Raw genomic sequence first — 16498 nt, forward strand, 5'->3', positions numbered from 1 at the left:
CGGGGCTCCTTGCGTGCTTCGTCCGGTGGGTACGTGGTCCGGCGCTTACGTGGTCCGGTGCGGGACGCTTACGTGGTCCGGTGCGGGACCGACGTGGGGACCGGCATGTGCAGGGCGAGCTGACCCTCGGTCATCACGTCGAACCGGACGGTCCGCTTCGGCCTGAGCGAGCGCAGGTCGTCCGCCATGCGCCCCTCGCCGACCTGGAGGCCGATGCCGCTCCGGCCGCGCGTCGTACCGGCGTTGAGCACGTTGGTCTGGCTGAGGGTGGAGTGCCAGGCGCCGTTGAGCGACGTGTACGAGGTGAGGGAGGAGACGCGCTTCCCGCTGGGGTACGCGGTCTGCTTCGGTGTGGCCGCCGAGAGCGCCAGGTCGACCCCGCCGGCGTCGTTGGCCACGCGGGCGGTCGTCCGGTGGTGGCTGATGTCGACGTCGAGGCCGGTGACCCACTTGGGGAAGCCGTAACCGTCGTGGCCGCGGACCTGCGCGATCTCCGTACTCACGGGCAGGGACAGCACATAGGAGTCGAGGCGCTCGTTCTTGAGGCCGGAGACGAGGTCGAAGAAGCCGAGCCCGCCGTGCCGGGCCGGTTTCACGGCGATGCCGACGGCGGCCTCGGTGTAGAAGTCGATGTCGCACACGTCGTAGCGGAAGAACATCACCGAGACCAGCCCGAGGCCGGGGGCGAGCTCCAGCGGCGCCAGCTCCTCGGGCAGCCGGGCGCGGATCGCGCGGGACGGCGCGAGCATCGTCAGCCGGGCGGTCGAGACGGTGTAGTAGAAGTTCGGGGTGAGCGTGGGCCCGATCGGGGAGTCGACCTTGGTCTTGGGCAGCTGCCGGAAGAAGTCCACGCCGCTGACGCGCGGGTCGCGGGCGATCGCGTCGAGGTCGGGGTCCATCCGGTACCGGTCGTACAGGCCGCCTCGGGGAACCGGGACCTCGTGGCCTCCCAGCTCGACCTTGACGGTGTCGTCGTCCTTCTGTGCGGAAGACACGGTGTGCGTTCCTTTCACGTCGGCGGTGCATACAAGTCGGAGGTGCGTACACGTCGGAGGTGCGTGTATGTCGGCGGTGCGTACATGTCGGAGGTGCGTGCGCGCATGTCGGCGGTGCGCGCATGGCCGAAAAGGTGCTCGATGTCTGCGCTGTCCGAGCTGTCGGTGACGGTCAACGCCGGGGCGATCCACCGCTCTTCGACAGCCAGGCGCGGTAGCGCCGCAGGGCGGTGCGCTGCTTGCGCTGCTCGGCGATCAGGGCGAGCGCCGGGTGGGTGCCGGGCCTGGGGTTGCTGCCACGGGCCAGCCGGCGCATCTGGTGGCGGACCTGGGCCATGCCGGCGGCGGACGCGAGCGCCTTGTCGGACCAGTTCACCGGACGTATACGGCGGTCGGCCTCGCCACTCCGGCGCCAGCGGTCGGACAGGTCGGGAGTGACGGCGAGCGCGGTGCCCATGCCGATGACCGCCACACCGCTGTCCAGGACCCTCTCCGCGGTCTCGCGCCGGGTGATGCCGCCGGTCAGCATCAGGGGAATCGGACTGGTGGTGACCAGGTCCCTGGCCAGGTCCAGGAAGTACGCCTCGCGGGCCTGGGTGCGGGTGTCGGTGGAGCGGCCGGTCATGGCCGGGCTCTCGTAGCTGCCGCCGGAGAGTTCGACCAGGTCGACGCCGAGGGGTTCGAGCATCTCGATGACCTGGCGGGCGTCCTCGGCGTCGAAGCCGCCGCGCTGGAAGTCGGCGGAGTTGAGCTTGACCGCGACCGCGAAGGACGGCGAGACGGCGGCCCGCACGGCGCTGACGATGTCGAGCAGCATCCGGGCACGGTTCTCCAGCGGGCCGCCCCACCGGTCGGTGCGCTTGTTGACCAGAGGGGAGAGGAACTGCGACAGCAGATAGCCGTGCGCGGCGTGGATCTCGACACCGTCGAAGCCGGCCTTCTCGGCGCGGTGCGCGGTCACCGCGTACCGGGTCACGGTCTCCTCGATCTGCCGCGCGGTCATGGCGGTGGGGCGGCCGAACCGGCTGCTGTGCTTGCCCAGACTGACGCCGATGTCGGACGGGCCCCACACGACGCCGGGCATGCCGGAGGCGACCTGGCGGCCGGGGTGGTTGATCTGCATCCAGATCGCGCCGCCGCCGGACCTGCCCGCCTCGGCCCACTCGGTGAACGGCTTCAGCGGTGCGTGCTCGTCGAGGACGACACCGGCGGGGCCGGTCAGCGCCTCGGCGTGGACCATGACATTGCCGGTGATCAGCAGCCCGGTGCCGCCTGCCGCCCACCGCCGGTACAGCGTGAACAGCTGCTCGTCGGGCAACTGGCCGTCGCCGGCCATGTTCTCCTCCATCGCGGCCTTCGCGATCCGGTTCTTCAGTACCTGTCCGGAGCGCAGATGCAGCGGCGAGAACAGCTCGCTAGTCATGTCGATTCTCTCTTCCGTCTCGATCTCCTACGATGTGTGCACCCCTCACATTAGGGCAAGGATGTAATCACTGTAAACATCGACTCTTGTGGGGTGCGCCACTGCACCACCGCGGTACTGCGCCACTGCGGCATCGCCGCCCGACGGGCTCCTGTGCGGGTTGCGGCGGACGAATGAGGCGCAAAGGATGGAATCGCCCATCCATGGAAAGGGCATTTCGTGTGCCCGTGACAGGGAGCCGACATGACTGACCTACCTCCTCCGATCACCCCCTACCTCGAACCCGCGGCGAAGGAGCTGTGCGAGGCCACGGACCCGCACCCGCGGATCTACGAGGTCCCCCCGGAGAAGGGCCGTGACATTCTGCTCGGCCTGCAGAGCGACCTGAGCGTGCCCCGTCCCGAGGTCGACGAGGAGTGGGTCGACGTGGACGCGGGCGAGTGGGGCACGGTCCGCACCCGGATCATCCGGCCCGCGGGAGCCACCGGGCAGTTGCCCGTGGTGTTCTACATCCACGGCGCCGGCTGGGTCTTCGGCGACGACAAGACCCACGACCGCCTCTTCCGCGAACTCGCCGTCGGCGCCGGTGCGGCAGGCGTCTTCCCCGTGTACGACCGCGCTCCCGAGGCCAGGTACCCCACCCAGGTCGAGCAGAACTACGCGGTCGGCCAGTGGGTTCTGGAACACGGCGCGGAACACGGCCTGGACACCTCGCGGATCGCCGTCACCGGAGAGTCGGTCGGCGGCTGCATGTCCGCCGTCTTCGCGCTGATGAACAAGGAGCGCGGCGGGATCGACCTCAAGGCGCAGGTCCTGCTGTACCCGGTGGCCGACGCCGACTTCGACACCCCGTCCTACCTCCAGTTCGCCGAGGGCTACTACCTCACCCGCGACGGCATGAAGTGGTTCTGGGACGCCTACACCAGCGACCCCGCCCAGCGCACCGAAGTGCACGCCTCACCGCTCCGGGCTTCCCTGGACCAGCTCCGGGGGCTGCCCACCACCCTCGTCATCACCGACGAGGCGGACGTCCTGCGGGACGAGGGCGAGAGTTACGCCAACAGGCTGCGCGAGGCCGGCGTGGACGTGACCTCCGTACGGGTGGCGGGCATGGTCCACGACTTCCTCCTCCTGGACAGCCTGCGCGACACCCGCGCCGCCAACGTCGCCCGTACCCTCGCCGTCGACGCGCTCAAGAAGGCCCTGCACGACGGCTGAGGGCACGACAGTTGAGTCGCCCTGTGCTCAGGCTCAGGCGCCCGCGTGGACGTGCGCGGCCCACACCGACGGCAGGTTCGGGTACGTCGTCCTGAGCCGCCTGACCGCACGGTGGACCGCCGCCGACGTGCACAAGGCCCCGGATCGATCGGCCGTCAGCTCGCCGTAGATCTGCCGGCTGAAAGCCGGAGCCACCGCGTCGTCCACGCGCCAGAGCGTCCCGACCACCTGGGAGAAGCCGGCGATCTGGAAGGCCGCCAACGGGTGGATCGCCTCGTCGGACAGGCGCGCGGTCGTACGGGCCGTGTCGCAGGCGGACAGAAACGCGAACTCCGCGTTCCGCAGGCGCAGTCGGGAAAGATCCAGCACCCGGAACGGCGCGCGGTCGTGGTCGTGCAGCGCGAGGTGGCTGTCCGAGGGATTGTTCGGGTCGCTGTACCCGTGGCAGGCGAAGTGCGCCCAGCCGCCGGCCGACAGGGCGTCGAGAACGGCGTCACGCGTCGCGTCCGCGCCGACCAGGACCGTGGCGCCGGGGACGAGGGCGGCCAGGTGGGCTGCTTCGGCTGCCGCGCCCGGCAGGTCCGGGGCGTCCGGAGTGTGCGGCATCGCGACCACCAGCAGCCGCGGCTCGGTCCGGTCGTCGCGCCGGCCCGCGCGGGCGTGGCCCAGTGCGCGGATCGTCGGTGTCATCGAGGAGACGACGCGGTCGAGGAGCGTGGGTCCGCCGTCCCGGTGGTGGCCCGCCGCATGCAGGGGGAGCAGGCTGAGCGCTCCGACCGGAGCCCACCAGATCCTCGGCCACGGACCGTCCGCCGCCGGTGGCGCCGTCAGCCCCAACTCGCCGAGCACCGGGCCCGCCACGGTGTCCCACAGCCAGCCGAGCGTGTCGTGGACCGTCTGCTCCGCGGCCATCCGTCCCTCGGCGAACGCGGTGTGCAGAGTGCGCACGCGCCGACTCACGGCCTGCTCGCTCAGCCCGTCCAGCCGGAGCGACCGGACCCCGTCCGGAGTGAGGATCAGCGCGTCGCACCGGTGCCGGCTGACGTTGACGTACACGATCGGACCCTCGTGCGCCTGCGCGGTGAGGTCGGTGAGCAGCGGCGGCCGCAGGAACCGCTCCAACCCGGGCAGCGCGCGGATGCGGTCGGTCACCGCGTCGAGCTCGTCGGCGAGGGCCACCCGGTCGCTCGTGGTGTCGGTCTCGAACTCCGCGGTGAGCGTGCGGAAGCGATCGGCCAACTCGGGATCCAGCTCGCGCAGATCGGAAAGATCGCCGCGGCTGTCGAGCGCCTGGGCGGCCAGCACGCAGCGCCCGGATTCGAGCAGGGTCACCGCGCTCGCCTCGTCACCGGCGGCCAGCGCGCACGCGGCCGCGTCGGCGGCGACCCCGGCGAACCGGCCGAGCCAGTACTGGGCGTCCTCGCGGTCCAGGCGGCGCCCGGCGATCCGGGGCAGCAGCCGGACCGCGGCGGCGTACCCCTCGGCGGCGACGTCGAACTGCCGGGCCTCGGCGGCCAGATCACCCCACCGGCCCGCCCCTTCCGCCCGGCTCCGCGCGGGCGATCCGGCGGAGGCCGCGGCTTCCCGGTAGCAGTCGAGTGCCTCGGCCAGCGCGTCGTCGTCGCCGAGGTGCCGGAAGCCGAGCGCCAGGACGTTGGCGACGCCGGTCAGCAGACGGGCCCGGGAGTAGGCGTCCTGCTCGGGCCTCAGCGCCACACTCCGGGCCAGGCCGACCGCCTCGGCGAGAACCTGCGCGTCCACCGGCTTCGGCGGCTCTTCCCGCGCGACGGCGGGCACGGAGGAGTGGGCGGCGGCGGGCGTGGCGAGGCTCGTGCACCAGTCGCCGAGCACGGCGGCCAGGCTCGCGGTGTGCCCGGGCCACTGCGGGCTGTCCTCCGGAGTCGCCGCCACGGAGGCGCGCCGCGCGGCGATCGCGTCCAGCAACGCGCTCCGGTCGCCGAACCTGTTGTACGCCATTTCCAGCACACCGCCGAGATTGGCCAGCCGCCCCGCCCGCTGCGGATCGTCGTCCGCCGTCACCTCCACGGCCGCACGGTGCGCGTCGATCGCCTCGTCGAGCACGCTCGCCCCGCCCGTCCTGGTGAACCGGTCGGACAGGATGGCGCCCAGATTGGAGAGCCGCTGGGCCTGCCCGGCGACCAGGCTCGCGCCGAGGCGGACGGACTCCCGCGCGTGGTCGACCGCCTCCGACAGCACCCGCAGCTCGCCGGTCACCCGGAACCGGTTGTGCAGCACGACGGCGAGGATCCCGAGCGAACGCGGGTGGTCACCCCGCCCGGCCGCGGCCTCGGCGGCACGGCGGGCGACGTCGATCGCGTCCACGACATGGGCCAGGTCTCCGGTCGCCTGGAACCACGCGTTCAGGTTGACGGCGAGGTTGCCGAGGAACTGGACCCGCAGCGGATGGCCGGCCGGCGTGCACGCGACCGCCTCCCGTCCGACGGCGACGGCCTCCGCGAGCGCGGCGTGGTCCCCGAACTCCTCACCGCGGGTGGCCAGCGCCGCGGCGAAGTGGTCCAGCCGCACGCTCCGGCGCGGGTGCCCGGCGGGTGTCGCCGCCGCCACCGAGCGCCCGAGCTCGATCGCCCGGTCGAGCAGGTCCGGGTCCCGGTTCCGCTCGAACTCGGCGGCGTACCGGCCGCACATGTCGGCTTCGGTGTCGGCGCGTTCCCAGCCGCCGGTCGACTCCGGGCGCTCGCCGGTGAGCGCGGCCCAGTCGCGTTCCGTGGTCGTCAGCTCGACGAGGTTCCGCGAGTGCCCCGGATCGGTGACCGGGGTGTGGTCCACCAGCGTCCGCCGGACCCGGAGCAGTTCGGCCAGATCGTCACGCGCTCCGCGCTCCCGGTAGCGGTCGTGGAGCAGGTACGCGAGGTGCCTCAGCCGTTCGCGTACGTCGGAGGATCCGGCCGGGGTGAACTCCACCGCTCGCCGCGCGGCGTCGACGGCCTCCTCCACGACACCGGTGTCCCCGGTCTCGCGGGACCAGTCGCGCAGGACGACGGCGAGGAAGTGCAGACTCCTGGCGGTGAGCGCGTCATCGGGGGAGCACTCGACGGCGGCCCGCGCGTGCTCGACGGCTTCCGCCAGCGGGGCGAGGTCCCGCGTCACGGTGAACGCCGTCCGCAGCGCGACAACGAGGTTGCCCAGGTAGAACGCCTTCTTCGCGGACGGTGCCTCGTCGATGGCGCACCGGCTCCAGTCCACCGCGTCGGCCAGGGTGTCGAGGTCCTGGTTCTGCTGGTACGCGGTGTGCAGCAGCATGCCGATGTTGTTGGCGTAGCTCGCCGAATCCTCCGGGCTTCCGTACGCCAGCAGATACGCCTCCGTGACGTTCTGAACGGCTTCCTGGAGGAACGCGAAGTCGCCTGTCTGGTGGTAGCGGGTCTGCAGCAGGCCTCCGAGATCGGACAGCACCGAGCGGCGCTCGGTCGCGTCCGCGGCGAGTTCGGACAGCACGGCACGGCCGAGCTCGATCGCCTTCTCGACCGACGTGGGGTCCGGGCTGTGCCGGGCCACGCGGAACGCCTCGTGGAACCGCGCGGCCAGGCCGTCCGCCGGTCCGTCCACGCGTCAGTCCTCGTTGCCGTTCGAGGTGCCGGCCGGTCCGCCGGGCGCCTCGTCCGGCTCGGCGACCTCGCGTTTCGGGGTGTAGCCGCGCCCCTCGTCTTTCTCCAGCAGCGCCGCCTCTTCGGGCGAGAGCTCGGGTTCGTACGCCATCACCGCTCCTCATCCGGCACCGTGGCCGGCTCTCCCGCTTCGACGAACTCCAGCACGTCGAAGTCTTCCGCCCGCAGTCGGAGGCCCGCCGTCCCGTGCACGCGCGTGCCGAACGACCCGTCGGCACCCATCACGCGCGCCGATTCGAGGTACAGCTCGGCCGGGTGGGGATAGGAGGAGGCGTACGACCGGTGGCCGTACCAGCCGCCCGCCCAGTTGCCGTCCTTGAGCCGTACGCGGACGAAGCACGGTTCGCGGTCGCGGAACGCGTGGTCCCAGGCGCTGGGCGTGCGCAGGAACCGGGCCCTGCGGCGCTGTCGGTCCAGCAGGGAGACGGCGACCGCCGCCGCGGCCGGCACGACGAGGAACAGCATCAGGGCGACGAAACCGACCATCCGCGGCCGCTCCGCGAAACCGTCCCAGCCGGTCCCGCCGCCGCTGCCGGTCCCGCGCGCCAGGCGAACCAGCGCCGGCCCCGCCGCCACGGCGTACAGGGCGTCCAGCGCGATCGACGCGACGATCGCCCGCAGCACCCGCTCACCCAGATCACGTTCACCGGGCACCGGCCCGCGACGGCGTTCCCGGATGAACTGGTAGGTGACCCCGGGCAGCACCAGAAGGACGAGCAGAGCGAGCTGCACGACGGTCGCAGGCGCCTGCACCTCACCACCCCCCCATGGCACACCGCAATCGGAAGGTCTCACCGACTCCGTTCGATCACGCTACTGGTTCGCGTGCCCCGCGACCGGCGGAACAGCTCTTTCCGCCCCTTCCACCCTTTCCGCGCCGACGGCCGCACGGGTCCGCTGCGGCGGCGCACGCCCATGTCCGAAAGGACCGTGCCGGGTACGGAAAGCACCCGTCCGGGCGTCCAGGGCGGGCGCGCGTCCATGGGCTGCGGCCACGATGGAGAGGGGTGCCCACGTACGAGGGAGAGGCATGACCGGGAACGGGTCGGACAAGAGCGCACGCGGTGGGCCCGGGGAGCGCGGTAACCCCCTGTCCGGCCTGCCCGACCTGCGGCGGTTCGGGGCGAACCCGGATTTCTGGTACCCGGTCGCCCTGTCCCGGAGCGTCCGCAAGGGGCGGGTGGTCGCGACCGCGTTCGCCGGGGAGCGCATCGCGCTCTTCCGCAGCCGAAGCGGTGCCGTCCACGGGCTGGAGGACCGGTGCGCCCACCGCCAGGTGCCGCTGAGCATGGGCGTCGTGGACGGCGAGACGCTCCGCTGCTGCTATCACGCCTGGGCCTACCGCGGCGACGGCCGCATCTCGCAGATCCCGTACCTGTCCAAGGGCGACGGCCGACCGCCGCGCGGCGTGCGCGCCTACCCGGTCCGCGAGGCGTACGGCCTGGTGTTCGTCTTCCCGGGCGACCCCGAGAAGGCGGCGACCACCGGGCTGCCCGAGCTTCCCGACTTCGCCTCACCGGCGTACCGGACCATGACCTTCTCCCGGACCGTGCGCTGCCACTACTCGTTCATGCACGAGAACCTGCTCGACATGAACCACCAGTTCCTCCACCGGGGCGTGGTCGGCAAACTCCAGCCGCAGCTGCTGGGATACGAGAGCGGCCCACGATCGGTCGAGGCGCGCTACCTCTTCACCCACACCGGGGGCAAGCGCAACCGCAGCGCCCGCATGCTCGCCGCCGAGGGCATCGGCGGCCAGGCCTCCAGCGACGTGATGACCATCCGCACCGCATACCCGTACCAGACACTGGACCTGGTCCCGGAGAAGGCCGACCGCCCGGCACTGCGCCTCTGGGCCGTGTACGTACCCGAGGACGCGGAGCAGCGCAGGTGCCACGCGTACGGCCTGCTCATGATCGAGAAGCCCAGGATCGCCGCCGCCCTGCACATGGCCTGGCCGTTCATCCGGCACTTCACCGAACGGGTCTTCGCGGAGGACCGCATGGCCGTCGAGGCCGAACAGCGAGCGTGGGACGAGCAGGGCGAGGACCGCAACCACGAGGTCTTCCCCCTGATCCTGGACGTCCGCGACGTGCTGCGCGCCAACGGCGTCCCGCTCCGCCCCCGTGCCACCGCCGCCGACACCGGCACCCCGGCGTGCGACGGCCGCGCGTGCGACGACCTGGTGCCCCGTACGGATCCCGGACCGGGCCATGTCGGCGCCAGGTGAGAAGCCCGATCGTCAAAAGCTCTTGGTTGATCACGATTGAGTCCCGAGCCGGAACTGTGGCCTCCGCCACAGCCCGCGCGATCTTGTCCTGGTGAGATCGCCGGATGCTCGGTCTCCTCTTCCGGCTCCTGCCCTTCTGGGTCCGCGAGCCCCTGTTCATCGTGGTCGGGTCGGTTTTCGGCGTACGCATCATGTATCTCGCCCTCCGCGACCATGAATGGCCGGCAGCCGGCATCGGCGTGGTGTTCCTGGTGTTCACCGCGGTGCGCGTCCACACGGTGATCCGGGCGCTCCGCGCCCGCCGGAACGCGCGGCCGACGGCATCCGCGGACCCCGCGCACTCCGCTGTCCGACCGCAGCCGCAGCCTCCAGCGGGGCGGCGACCCGCCTCGGCTGCTCCGCAGAAGGAACCCAACGCATGGGGCCAGGCCGTCGCCGCCGTGGCCCTGTTCGCGGTACTGGGAGCCGCGCTGTGGCTGGGCCCACGGCTGCTGCCCTCCGACGACGTCAGCACGCCTCGGGCCGCCTCGTGTTCGCGCGAGGAAGGCGAGGCGCTGCCGGGCGCGTACGAGAAGACACCCCGGGCTGTCACCGGCGACGAGCTCTGCACAGCGCTCAACTCGCCCGACCTGGCCCGGCTCCTCGGAACACCCGCGGAGACCGCGACCGTGGCATCCGGCACGAGCGACACCGCCCCCCTGACCGATGGAAAGGTCGCCCAACCGGAGGCCCAGGTCCAGTTCGACACCTACACCGTGAACGTCTCGGTCGCGTACAACGAGTTGTCGATCGCCCAGTACGTGAACCTGATGGAAGCCGGGAAAGAGCCGGAGGTCAGGACGGTCTCCGTCCTCGACCGGCCCGCGGTCCTCTCCTCCGGTCACACCATGGCGATCGAGATCGACCTCGGAAGCGGCGGCTCCGGCGGACCCGTCGAACAGGGCCCTCCGTCCAGAACGCTGTCCGTGGCCCTCGACAGGAAGGACCGGGGCGGCTACTGCGACATCACGGTGTGGAGCAGGTCCGGAGCCCTCCCGGACGACAGCGCGCTCCTCGCCATCGCCGAGACCGTTCTTCCGGCGATCCCCGAGCGGACCGCGTGACGGGACGCTCGGGGAACACGCCTCGTTGTAAGGTGTCGGAACAGCACTTGACCTGCAAAAACGCAGGCAGGGAGCCTAGCCCAGGAGTACCGCAGTGATGCGCACCATGTTCAAGTCCAAGATCCACCGGGCCACCGTCACCCAGGCCGACCTGCACTATGTCGGATCCGTGACGATCGACGCCGCTCTGATGGAGGCCGCCGACCTGCTGCCCGGCGAGCTGGTCCATATCGTTGACATAGACAACGGCGCCCGCCTGGAGACGTACGTCATCGAGGGCGAGCGCGGCTCCGGTGTCATCGGGATCAACGGCGCGGCCGCACACCTCGTGCACCCCGGTGACCTGGTCATCCTGATCAGCTACGCGCAGGTCGACGATGCCGAGGCCCGCGCACTCGTGCCGCGGGTCGTGCACGTGGACGCGGACAACCGGATCGTGGCACTCGGTGACGACGCCTCGGCGCCGGTTCCCGGGAGCCGTACGGAGCGGAGCCCGCAGGCCGTCGTCGCGGGCGGCTGAGGACGGCGTCCGCGCTCCCGGGACGAGCACGGTGTGCGCGGTCCACGAACGAGAGGGCAGGAGCCATGGCGGAGAACGCGGCAGTGGAGATCAGGGACGACCGGGAGCATGGCGCCCTCGTGGCGTACGAGGACGGTACGTCGGCCGGGACCATCGCGTACTTCGTCATGGACCCGGCTCCCGGCGCGCTCGTGGCCGTGCACACCGTGGTCCGGCCCGAACACGAGGGCAAGGGCATCGCGGGCGCGCTCGTGAGGGAGTTCTACGCCATGGCCGCCCGCGAGGGCGTTCCCGTCGTGCCGCTGTGCCCGTACGCGGCGAAGTGGGCGCAGCGCCACCCCGACGAGGCGCCCGAGGCGCCGGGTGAGCTGGTCCGGGAGGCGGAGCGGCAGCTCAGGCGCCATCCCGAGCTGTTCTGAGCCCTCCGTCCGCATCGCTCTCGCCGTCAGGCGCTCAGCTCCGTGGCGGACCCGCTCCGGGGCGTGAGGTCCTGGCGGATATACCACTCGGTGCCCAGCACCTCCCGCTGAACCGCCGGGGACAGAGCGGCGATCCGGCCCGGTGCCGCTCCTCGTTCCACCTCGCTGCGGTGCGCGAGGACCGCGGCCAGCTTCTGCGGGAGCCAGGGTCCGACGTCGACGGTCGTGGTGATCCACGCGTCCTCCGAGCAGTACAGCGCGTCGGCCGGGACGCCCGCCCGGGCCAGCCGTCCGCCCACCGGAACGGCCGCCGAGCGGGGATGCGTGGCGAGGTAGAGGGCGCTCGGCTGCCAGGGATCACCGGCTCGTGGACCGTAGTGGGGGAGCCCGGCGGCCCGGACCGCCAGCGCGGTGACCCGGTGGGCGTGCACATGGTCCGGGTGGCCGGTCATGCCTCCGTAGGCGTCCACCGTGATCACGACCTCCGGCCGGAGGTCCCGGATGTGGCCGACCACCGCCTCCACCGCTTCGTCCAGCGGCGCGTCGAGGAACCGGTGCCTGCCCGGGGCCGACTCCGGTACCCGGGCGTCCGCGTAGCCGAGCAGGCGCGGGGCGCCCGCGCCCAGGGCGTCCAGGGCCCGGCCCAGCTCGGCGGCCCGGTGTGTGCCCGGCGCCCAGGTCGCGGTGACCACCGCCGTGCGGGCGCCGGATGCCGCGTGCTGGGCCAGTACGCCTCCGCAGAACAAGGACTCGTCGTCCGGATGGGCGTGGACGGCGAGGACGCTCGGCAGAGACATGGGGACGCCTTTCGTGTCGACGGTGCCGGTCGTGGATCCCGGACGGAGCCCGGGGGCCCGCCGGAGTCCTGCCCACTCCGGGCGGGCCACGCACACGGCCGGGTGCATGTGTGGACTCGGCAGGCGCGGGCAGCCGCACCGGGAGACGGTGGAGGAAAGCTCCATCTGTCCTTTTCGTGCCGTTGTGGAGGATCGCGATGACCCACCCGTACCCCGACCCCGTACCGCCCTCGCCGACGCCTCCGCCCGTACCGGGCCCGCCCACTCCGGTGCCCGGTCCGCCGCCCGTGCCGCCGGGTCCCGGGCCCGTTCCGCCCGGCCCCGCGCCCGACCCGATCCCGCAGCCGCCGGGCCCCGACCCCGTACCGGATCCGGAACCCGAGCCCCAGCCCGCCGGGACGTGAGCGCGGGCCGGTACCGGAGACGGTGCCGGCCCCGGCGGCGATGACCGACCGCCGCCCGGCGCTTCTCGGCCCGCACCGGCCCGCCCCGGCCCGCCCCGGCCCGCCCCGGCCCGCCCCGGCCCGCACCGGCCCGCACCGGCCCGCACCGGCCCGCCTCGGTGAAGCCGAGGGGCGCCGGAGGGCCGGGGCGCCGGGCGGCGGTACGTTTCCCAGAAATCCGCCCCAGAAATCCGCCCCAGGAATCCGCCCCAGGAATCCGCCCCAGGAATCCGTCCCAGGAATCCGTCCCAGGAATCCGTCCCAGGAATCCGTCCCAGGAATCCGTCCCAGGAATCCGTCCCAGGAATCCGTCCCAGGAATCCGTCCCAGGAATCCGTCCCAGGAATCCGTCCCAGGAATCCGTCCCAGGAATCCGTCCCGGTCAGTCGCTCCGGTCAGTCGCTCCGCTCGACCAGCGCGTCCGCGTGCGCGAGGCCGCTCTCCGCCGCGATGGCGTCCATCGACTGCGCGTCCCGCACCGTCGCGAACGTCACCGCTGTCCTGTCGCGCCCTGCCTCCGCCGCCACCCGGAACCCGTACACCGCCGGCCGCGGGAGGCTGTTGTACGCCCACGGGGTGGAGAAGTAGTACGCCCCCGTGTCGTACAGCACCACCACATCGTCCTGGGCCAGCTCCGGCAGCTCCCTGCCGTACGCCACGACGTCGCCCGCGAAGCAGCACGGTCCCGCGATGTCCTGCGCCAGCACCGGGCCGCCCTTCGGCGTGCCGTCCGGGCCGAACGCCCCGATCCGCAACGGCCAGGCGTCGGGCATGAGGACGGTGCGGGTCGCGGTCTGCGCTCCCGCGTGGGTGAGCGCGATACGGCGGCCCCCGGCGTCCTTCGTGTACTCCACCCGGGCCCCGATGAACCCGTTCTTCGCCAGCAGCGACCGGCCGAACTCCGTGACCAGCGCATAGCGCCCGGAGAAGAGGCCGGGGGCGGCCGCCGTCAGGGCCGCCACGTAGTCCGCGTAGGTGGGGTGCACGGTCTCGTCGGCGAAGTTGACCGGGAGTCCGCCGCCGATGTCGAGACTGGTGACCTGCCGGACGCCCAGCGTCGCGTTGATCTCCTCGGCCAGTTCGTACGTCTGTGCCACCCCGGCCGCGATCAGCTCCAACGGGCAGCCCTGGGAGCCCACATGGGCATGCAGCCGGGTCAGCCACGGCCGTTCCCCGAAGGCCGCCACGATCGCCTCGCGGGCCCCCGTATCGCGCAGCGCCACCCCGAACTTGGAGGTGTCCGTCGCCGTGCTCATCGCCCCGATCGCGCCACCGCCGACCTGAGGGTTGACCCGCAGCCCGAGTACCGAGGCGGTGCCTGGGTTCCGGAGGGCGTCGATGCGGCGCAGTTCGTCGAGGCTGTCGGCGTTGACGGCCACGCCGAGGGCGAGCGCCAGCCGGATCTCCTCGCGGGTCTTGGCGGGGGAGTCCAGGACGATACGGGACGCGGGGAACCCGGCCTCCAGGGCGAGGCGCAGTTCACCGGGGCTGGCCACCTCGCACCCCATGCCGCAGTCGACGAGCAGCCGCAGCACCGGGATGAGGGAACAGGCCTTGGCCGCGAAGGTGTGCAGCACCCCGGGTGTGGCGGCGAAGGCGTCGTGCAGGGTTCCGACGGAGGCGCGCACCCCTTCCGTGTCGATGAATCCGGCGACCGGACCGCCCTCGCCCAGCAGCCCCTGCCGGACGGCCGCCTCGACGACGGCGTCGAAGCGAGCGGCGGGCGGGGCCGTGCCGTCCCCGTGGTGTGGTGCGGAAGTCGTCTGCGTCATACGGCCAGAGTCCCTGATGGCTGCCCCCAGGGTCAGGCGATCAGACCGACCACGGCCTCCGGCGTCAGCATCCGGAAGGTGAAGGCCTGCTGGAAGTAGAGGTGGACGCTGGTGGCGTCGTGGTCCGCGTAGCCGATCGACAGGTCCTGGCCCAGGCAGAGTTCGAAGTCTCCGCCCCGGGTGGAGAGCAGCACCCCGCCCTTGACCGCGGGCGCCCACAGGATCTCGTCGTCCACCAGGCGGCTCAGATGCGTCTTGACCGGATACCCGTGGTCCGAGGTCTCGGCCGCCTCGGTGAACGCGTCCGCGCCGAGCAGCAGCCGGTACGGTCCGTCGACACCGGCCAGCCGCAGCCGTGTCACGGCCTGGCTGACCGCCACCGGATAGTCCCGTGCGTCGGCGGGCAGCGGCAGCGGCTCGTGCGACGAACCGTCCCGCAGGCCGGTGATCCCGGCCGCCCCGTACCCGTCGATGATCGCCATGTCCTCGGCGAACGCACAGGTGCGCGCCGCGTCCTTGACGGGCTGCCAGTCGCTGTCGGCGGAGCCGCGCTCCACGTCGTCCACGGCCTGGCGGGTCACCGTGAACGGCACCCGCCACTCGATGACCGGCATCGATGTGCGGGCCCGCGCCACCACGTCCGGGGTGGGCGGATCGATGTCGCGCAGATGGCCGTCGCCCACGGCGGACAGCGTGGGGCCGTCCGGATCGGACACGTCGACGACACGGCGGCCGGCGACATGGCGGCGGAAGGTGCGGCGGGCCTCCTCCTCGATCTCGTCCCAGGCGGACGGGGTGACCGGTGCGAGTTCGCGGTGCAGATTGTTCATCACTGGGCACTTTCTTGCAGGCTGCCGATGCGCAGCGAACCGTGGTCGGGAACGGCCGCGACCGGTTCCTGCCGGACCGGTACGGGCACCGGTTCCGGCCGGTCCCCGGAGCGGGCCACGACGGGCAGGGGCGGCGGAGCGTCGAGGAAGTCGGCGCGGGGGGCGAAGAAGAGCGAGCCCGTGACCGCGGTGGAGAAGTCGAGGATGCGGTCGTGCGTCCCGGGCGGATCGCCGAGGAACATGTTGCGGAGCATCCGCTCGGTCACGTCGGGATCGGCGGCGTACCCGATGAAGTACGTTCCGAACTCGCCCTTGCCGAAGCTTCCGAACGGCATGTTCGCCCGCAGGATGTCGCGTTCGGTGCCGTCCGGGTCGGTGATGGTGTTGAGCGCGAGGTGGGAGTCGGCGGGCTTGTCCTCGTCGGGGAACTCCACGTCGTCGAGCTTGGTGCGGCCGATGACGCGCTCCTGCTCCTCGACGGAGAGCGCGTTCCAGGACGTCAGGTCGTGCAGATACTTCTGTACGACGACGTAGCTGCCGCCCTCGAAGTCCGGGTCGTCGTCCGCGCCGACGAGCGCCGCCGAACGGGCGTCGTCGCCGACCGGGTTCTCCGTACCGTCCACGAAGCCGAGCAGATCCCGGTGGTCGAGGTAGCGGAAGCCGTGCGTCTCGTCCACGATCCGCAGGGCCCCGCCGAGCTTGTCGAGCAACTGGGCCGCCCACGCGTAGCAGACGTCCATCCGCTCGGCCCGGATGTGCAGCAGCACGTCACCCGGGGTCGCCGGGGCGTGGTGCAGAGGTCCTCGCAGCTCCGGGAACGGGTGGAGGTGCGCGGGGCGTGGCCCCGCGAACAGCCGGTCCCAGGCGCTGGAGCCGAAGCCCGCCACACAGGCGAGGCCGGAGTCCGGGTACCGGAATCCGAGCGACCGGGCGACGGCCGCGAGATCCGGCAGCACGTCCCGCACCGCGCCCTCGCCGCCCGGCTCGATCGTGCCGACCAGGAACAGCGCCGCGCTGGTCAACGGCGCCACGACGGGCTGGACGGAGACGGGGTCAGGCACGGCGTCGGGCATGCGCGCACTCCCTTACGAACGGCGAATA

15 protein-coding genes are annotated in these 16498 nt (G+C 72.2%); 6 read left to right on the forward strand and 9 right to left on the reverse strand.

What is annotated here, in order from left to right; translation table 11 throughout:
* Positions 1–68 precede the first annotated feature (68 nt).
* Together ACSMXR_RS33365 and ACSMXR_RS33370 are read right to left on the reverse strand one after the other, a co-directional pair.
* Complete coding sequence (locus ACSMXR_RS33365) at positions 69–995, reverse strand: acetoacetate decarboxylase family protein (RefSeq protein WP_473170603.1); 927 nt, start codon at positions 993–995, stop codon at positions 69–71.
* A gap of 172 nt (positions 996–1167) precedes the next feature.
* Positions 1168–2418, reverse strand: coding sequence for an NADH:flavin oxidoreductase/NADH oxidase family protein (locus ACSMXR_RS33370; RefSeq protein ID WP_473170604.1), 1251 nt, complete (start codon positions 2416–2418; stop codon positions 1168–1170).
* 243 nt (positions 2419–2661) lie between these two features.
* On the opposite strand from ACSMXR_RS33370, the gene ACSMXR_RS33375 reads away from it, so the two are divergent.
* The gene (locus tag ACSMXR_RS33375) at positions 2662–3636 is read left to right on the forward strand and encodes an alpha/beta hydrolase (RefSeq protein ID WP_473170605.1); all 975 of its coding nucleotides are present in this window, start codon (positions 2662–2664) and stop codon (positions 3634–3636) included.
* A gap of 33 nt (positions 3637–3669) precedes the next feature.
* On the opposite strand, the gene ACSMXR_RS33380 is transcribed toward ACSMXR_RS33375, so the two are convergent.
* The 3 genes from ACSMXR_RS33380 to ACSMXR_RS33390 are packed head-to-tail and all read right to left on the reverse strand — an operon-like array spanning position 3670 to position 8036.
* Complete coding sequence (locus ACSMXR_RS33380) at positions 3670–7224, reverse strand: CHAT domain-containing protein (protein ID WP_473170606.1); 3555 nt, start codon at positions 7222–7224, stop codon at positions 3670–3672.
* A gap of 3 nt (positions 7225–7227) precedes the next feature.
* The gene (locus ACSMXR_RS33385; protein WP_170994381.1) at positions 7228–7374 is read right to left on the reverse strand and encodes a hypothetical protein; all 147 of its coding nucleotides are present in this window, start codon (positions 7372–7374) and stop codon (positions 7228–7230) included.
* A complete protein-coding gene (locus ACSMXR_RS33390; protein WP_473170607.1) occupies positions 7374–8036 on the reverse strand; it encodes a DUF6338 family protein in 663 nt (220 codons plus the stop codon). The genes ACSMXR_RS33385 and ACSMXR_RS33390 overlap by 1 nt, the downstream gene beginning before the upstream one ends.
* 277 nt (positions 8037–8313) lie before the next feature.
* Here ACSMXR_RS33390 and ACSMXR_RS33395 point away from each other — a divergent pair, with 277 nt between their 5' ends.
* The 4 genes from ACSMXR_RS33395 to ACSMXR_RS33410 all read left to right on the forward strand — a co-directional run bounded on the left by ACSMXR_RS33395 (position 8314) and on the right by ACSMXR_RS33410 (position 11555).
* A complete protein-coding gene (locus ACSMXR_RS33395) occupies positions 8314–9513 on the forward strand; it encodes a Rieske 2Fe-2S domain-containing protein (protein WP_376187410.1) in 1200 nt (399 codons plus the stop codon).
* A gap of 104 nt (positions 9514–9617) precedes the next feature.
* Positions 9618–10616: a DUF6215 domain-containing protein gene (locus ACSMXR_RS33400; protein ID WP_473170608.1), complete on the forward strand. Its 999-nt coding sequence runs from the start codon at positions 9618–9620 to the stop codon at positions 10614–10616.
* Between the two features lie 94 nt (positions 10617–10710).
* Positions 10711–11136: an aspartate 1-decarboxylase gene (gene panD, locus ACSMXR_RS33405; RefSeq protein ID WP_137228276.1), complete on the forward strand. Its 426-nt coding sequence runs from the start codon at positions 10711–10713 to the stop codon at positions 11134–11136.
* Between the two features lie 65 nt (positions 11137–11201).
* Positions 11202–11555 (forward strand): GNAT family N-acetyltransferase, encoded by a 354-nt coding sequence (locus tag ACSMXR_RS33410; protein WP_137228274.1) that lies wholly within the window; start codon positions 11202–11204, stop codon positions 11553–11555.
* 26 nt (positions 11556–11581) lie between these two features.
* Here the strand turns inward: ACSMXR_RS33410 and ACSMXR_RS33415 are convergent, their stop codons facing one another.
* Positions 11582–12352 (reverse strand): PIG-L family deacetylase, encoded by a 771-nt coding sequence (locus tag ACSMXR_RS33415; RefSeq protein ID WP_473170609.1) that lies wholly within the window; start codon positions 12350–12352, stop codon positions 11582–11584.
* A 197-nt stretch (positions 12353–12549) separates the two neighbouring features.
* Between ACSMXR_RS33415 and ACSMXR_RS33420 the strand changes: the two genes are divergently transcribed.
* On the forward strand, positions 12550–12756 hold the full coding sequence (locus tag ACSMXR_RS33420; RefSeq protein ID WP_078611318.1) for a hypothetical protein: 207 nt from the start codon (positions 12550–12552) through the stop codon (positions 12754–12756).
* Between the two features lie 434 nt (positions 12757–13190).
* Here the strand turns inward: ACSMXR_RS33420 and ACSMXR_RS33425 are convergent, their stop codons facing one another.
* From ACSMXR_RS33425 to ACSMXR_RS33435, 3 genes are read right to left on the reverse strand one after another with little or no spacing between them, the layout of a single operon-like run.
* Complete coding sequence (locus ACSMXR_RS33425) at positions 13191–14567, reverse strand: type III PLP-dependent enzyme domain-containing protein (protein ID WP_473170610.1); 1377 nt, start codon at positions 14565–14567, stop codon at positions 13191–13193.
* A 32-nt stretch (positions 14568–14599) separates the two neighbouring features.
* Positions 14600–15397: a family 1 encapsulin nanocompartment shell protein gene (locus ACSMXR_RS33430; protein ID WP_137228267.1), complete on the reverse strand. Its 798-nt coding sequence runs from the start codon at positions 15395–15397 to the stop codon at positions 14600–14602.
* Positions 15397–16470 carry a Dyp-type peroxidase gene (locus ACSMXR_RS33435; RefSeq protein WP_473170611.1) on the reverse strand — a complete coding sequence of 358 codons (1074 nt, stop codon included), beginning with the start codon at positions 16468–16470 and terminating at the stop codon, positions 15397–15399. Before ACSMXR_RS33435 ends, ACSMXR_RS33430 begins: the two co-directional genes overlap by 1 nt.
* Between the last annotated feature and the right edge of the window lie 28 nt (positions 16471–16498).

Source organism: Streptomyces sp. DSM 106670, from assembly GCF_055792845.1.

Bases quoted from the DNA above. Each gene is read 5' to 3' on its own strand.
- ACSMXR_RS33370 (WP_473170604.1), bottom strand. From the start codon at position 2,418: ATGACTAGCGAGCTGTTCTCGCCGCTGCATCTGCGCTCCGGACAGGTA.
- ACSMXR_RS33375 (WP_473170605.1), top strand. From the start codon at position 2,662: ATGACTGACCTACCTCCTCCGATCACCCCCTACCTCGAACCCGCGGCG.
- ACSMXR_RS33385 (WP_170994381.1), bottom strand. From the start codon at position 7,374: ATGGCGTACGAACCCGAGCTCTCGCCCGAAGAGGCGGCGCTGCTGGAG.
- ACSMXR_RS33395 (WP_376187410.1), top strand. From the start codon at position 8,314: ATGACCGGGAACGGGTCGGACAAGAGCGCACGCGGTGGGCCCGGGGAG.
- ACSMXR_RS33400 (WP_473170608.1), top strand. From the start codon at position 9,618: ATGCTCGGTCTCCTCTTCCGGCTCCTGCCCTTCTGGGTCCGCGAGCCC.
- ACSMXR_RS33410 (WP_137228274.1), top strand. From the start codon at position 11,202: ATGGCGGAGAACGCGGCAGTGGAGATCAGGGACGACCGGGAGCATGGC.
- ACSMXR_RS33415 (WP_473170609.1), bottom strand. From the start codon at position 12,352: ATGTCTCTGCCGAGCGTCCTCGCCGTCCACGCCCATCCGGACGACGAG.
- ACSMXR_RS33420 (WP_078611318.1), top strand. From the start codon at position 12,550: ATGACCCACCCGTACCCCGACCCCGTACCGCCCTCGCCGACGCCTCCG.
- ACSMXR_RS33425 (WP_473170610.1), bottom strand. From the start codon at position 14,567: ATGACGCAGACGACTTCCGCACCACACCACGGGGACGGCACGGCCCCG.
- ACSMXR_RS33430 (WP_137228267.1), bottom strand. From the start codon at position 15,397: ATGAACAATCTGCACCGCGAACTCGCACCGGTCACCCCGTCCGCCTGG.
- ACSMXR_RS33435 (WP_473170611.1), bottom strand. From the start codon at position 16,470: ATGCCCGACGCCGTGCCTGACCCCGTCTCCGTCCAGCCCGTCGTGGCG.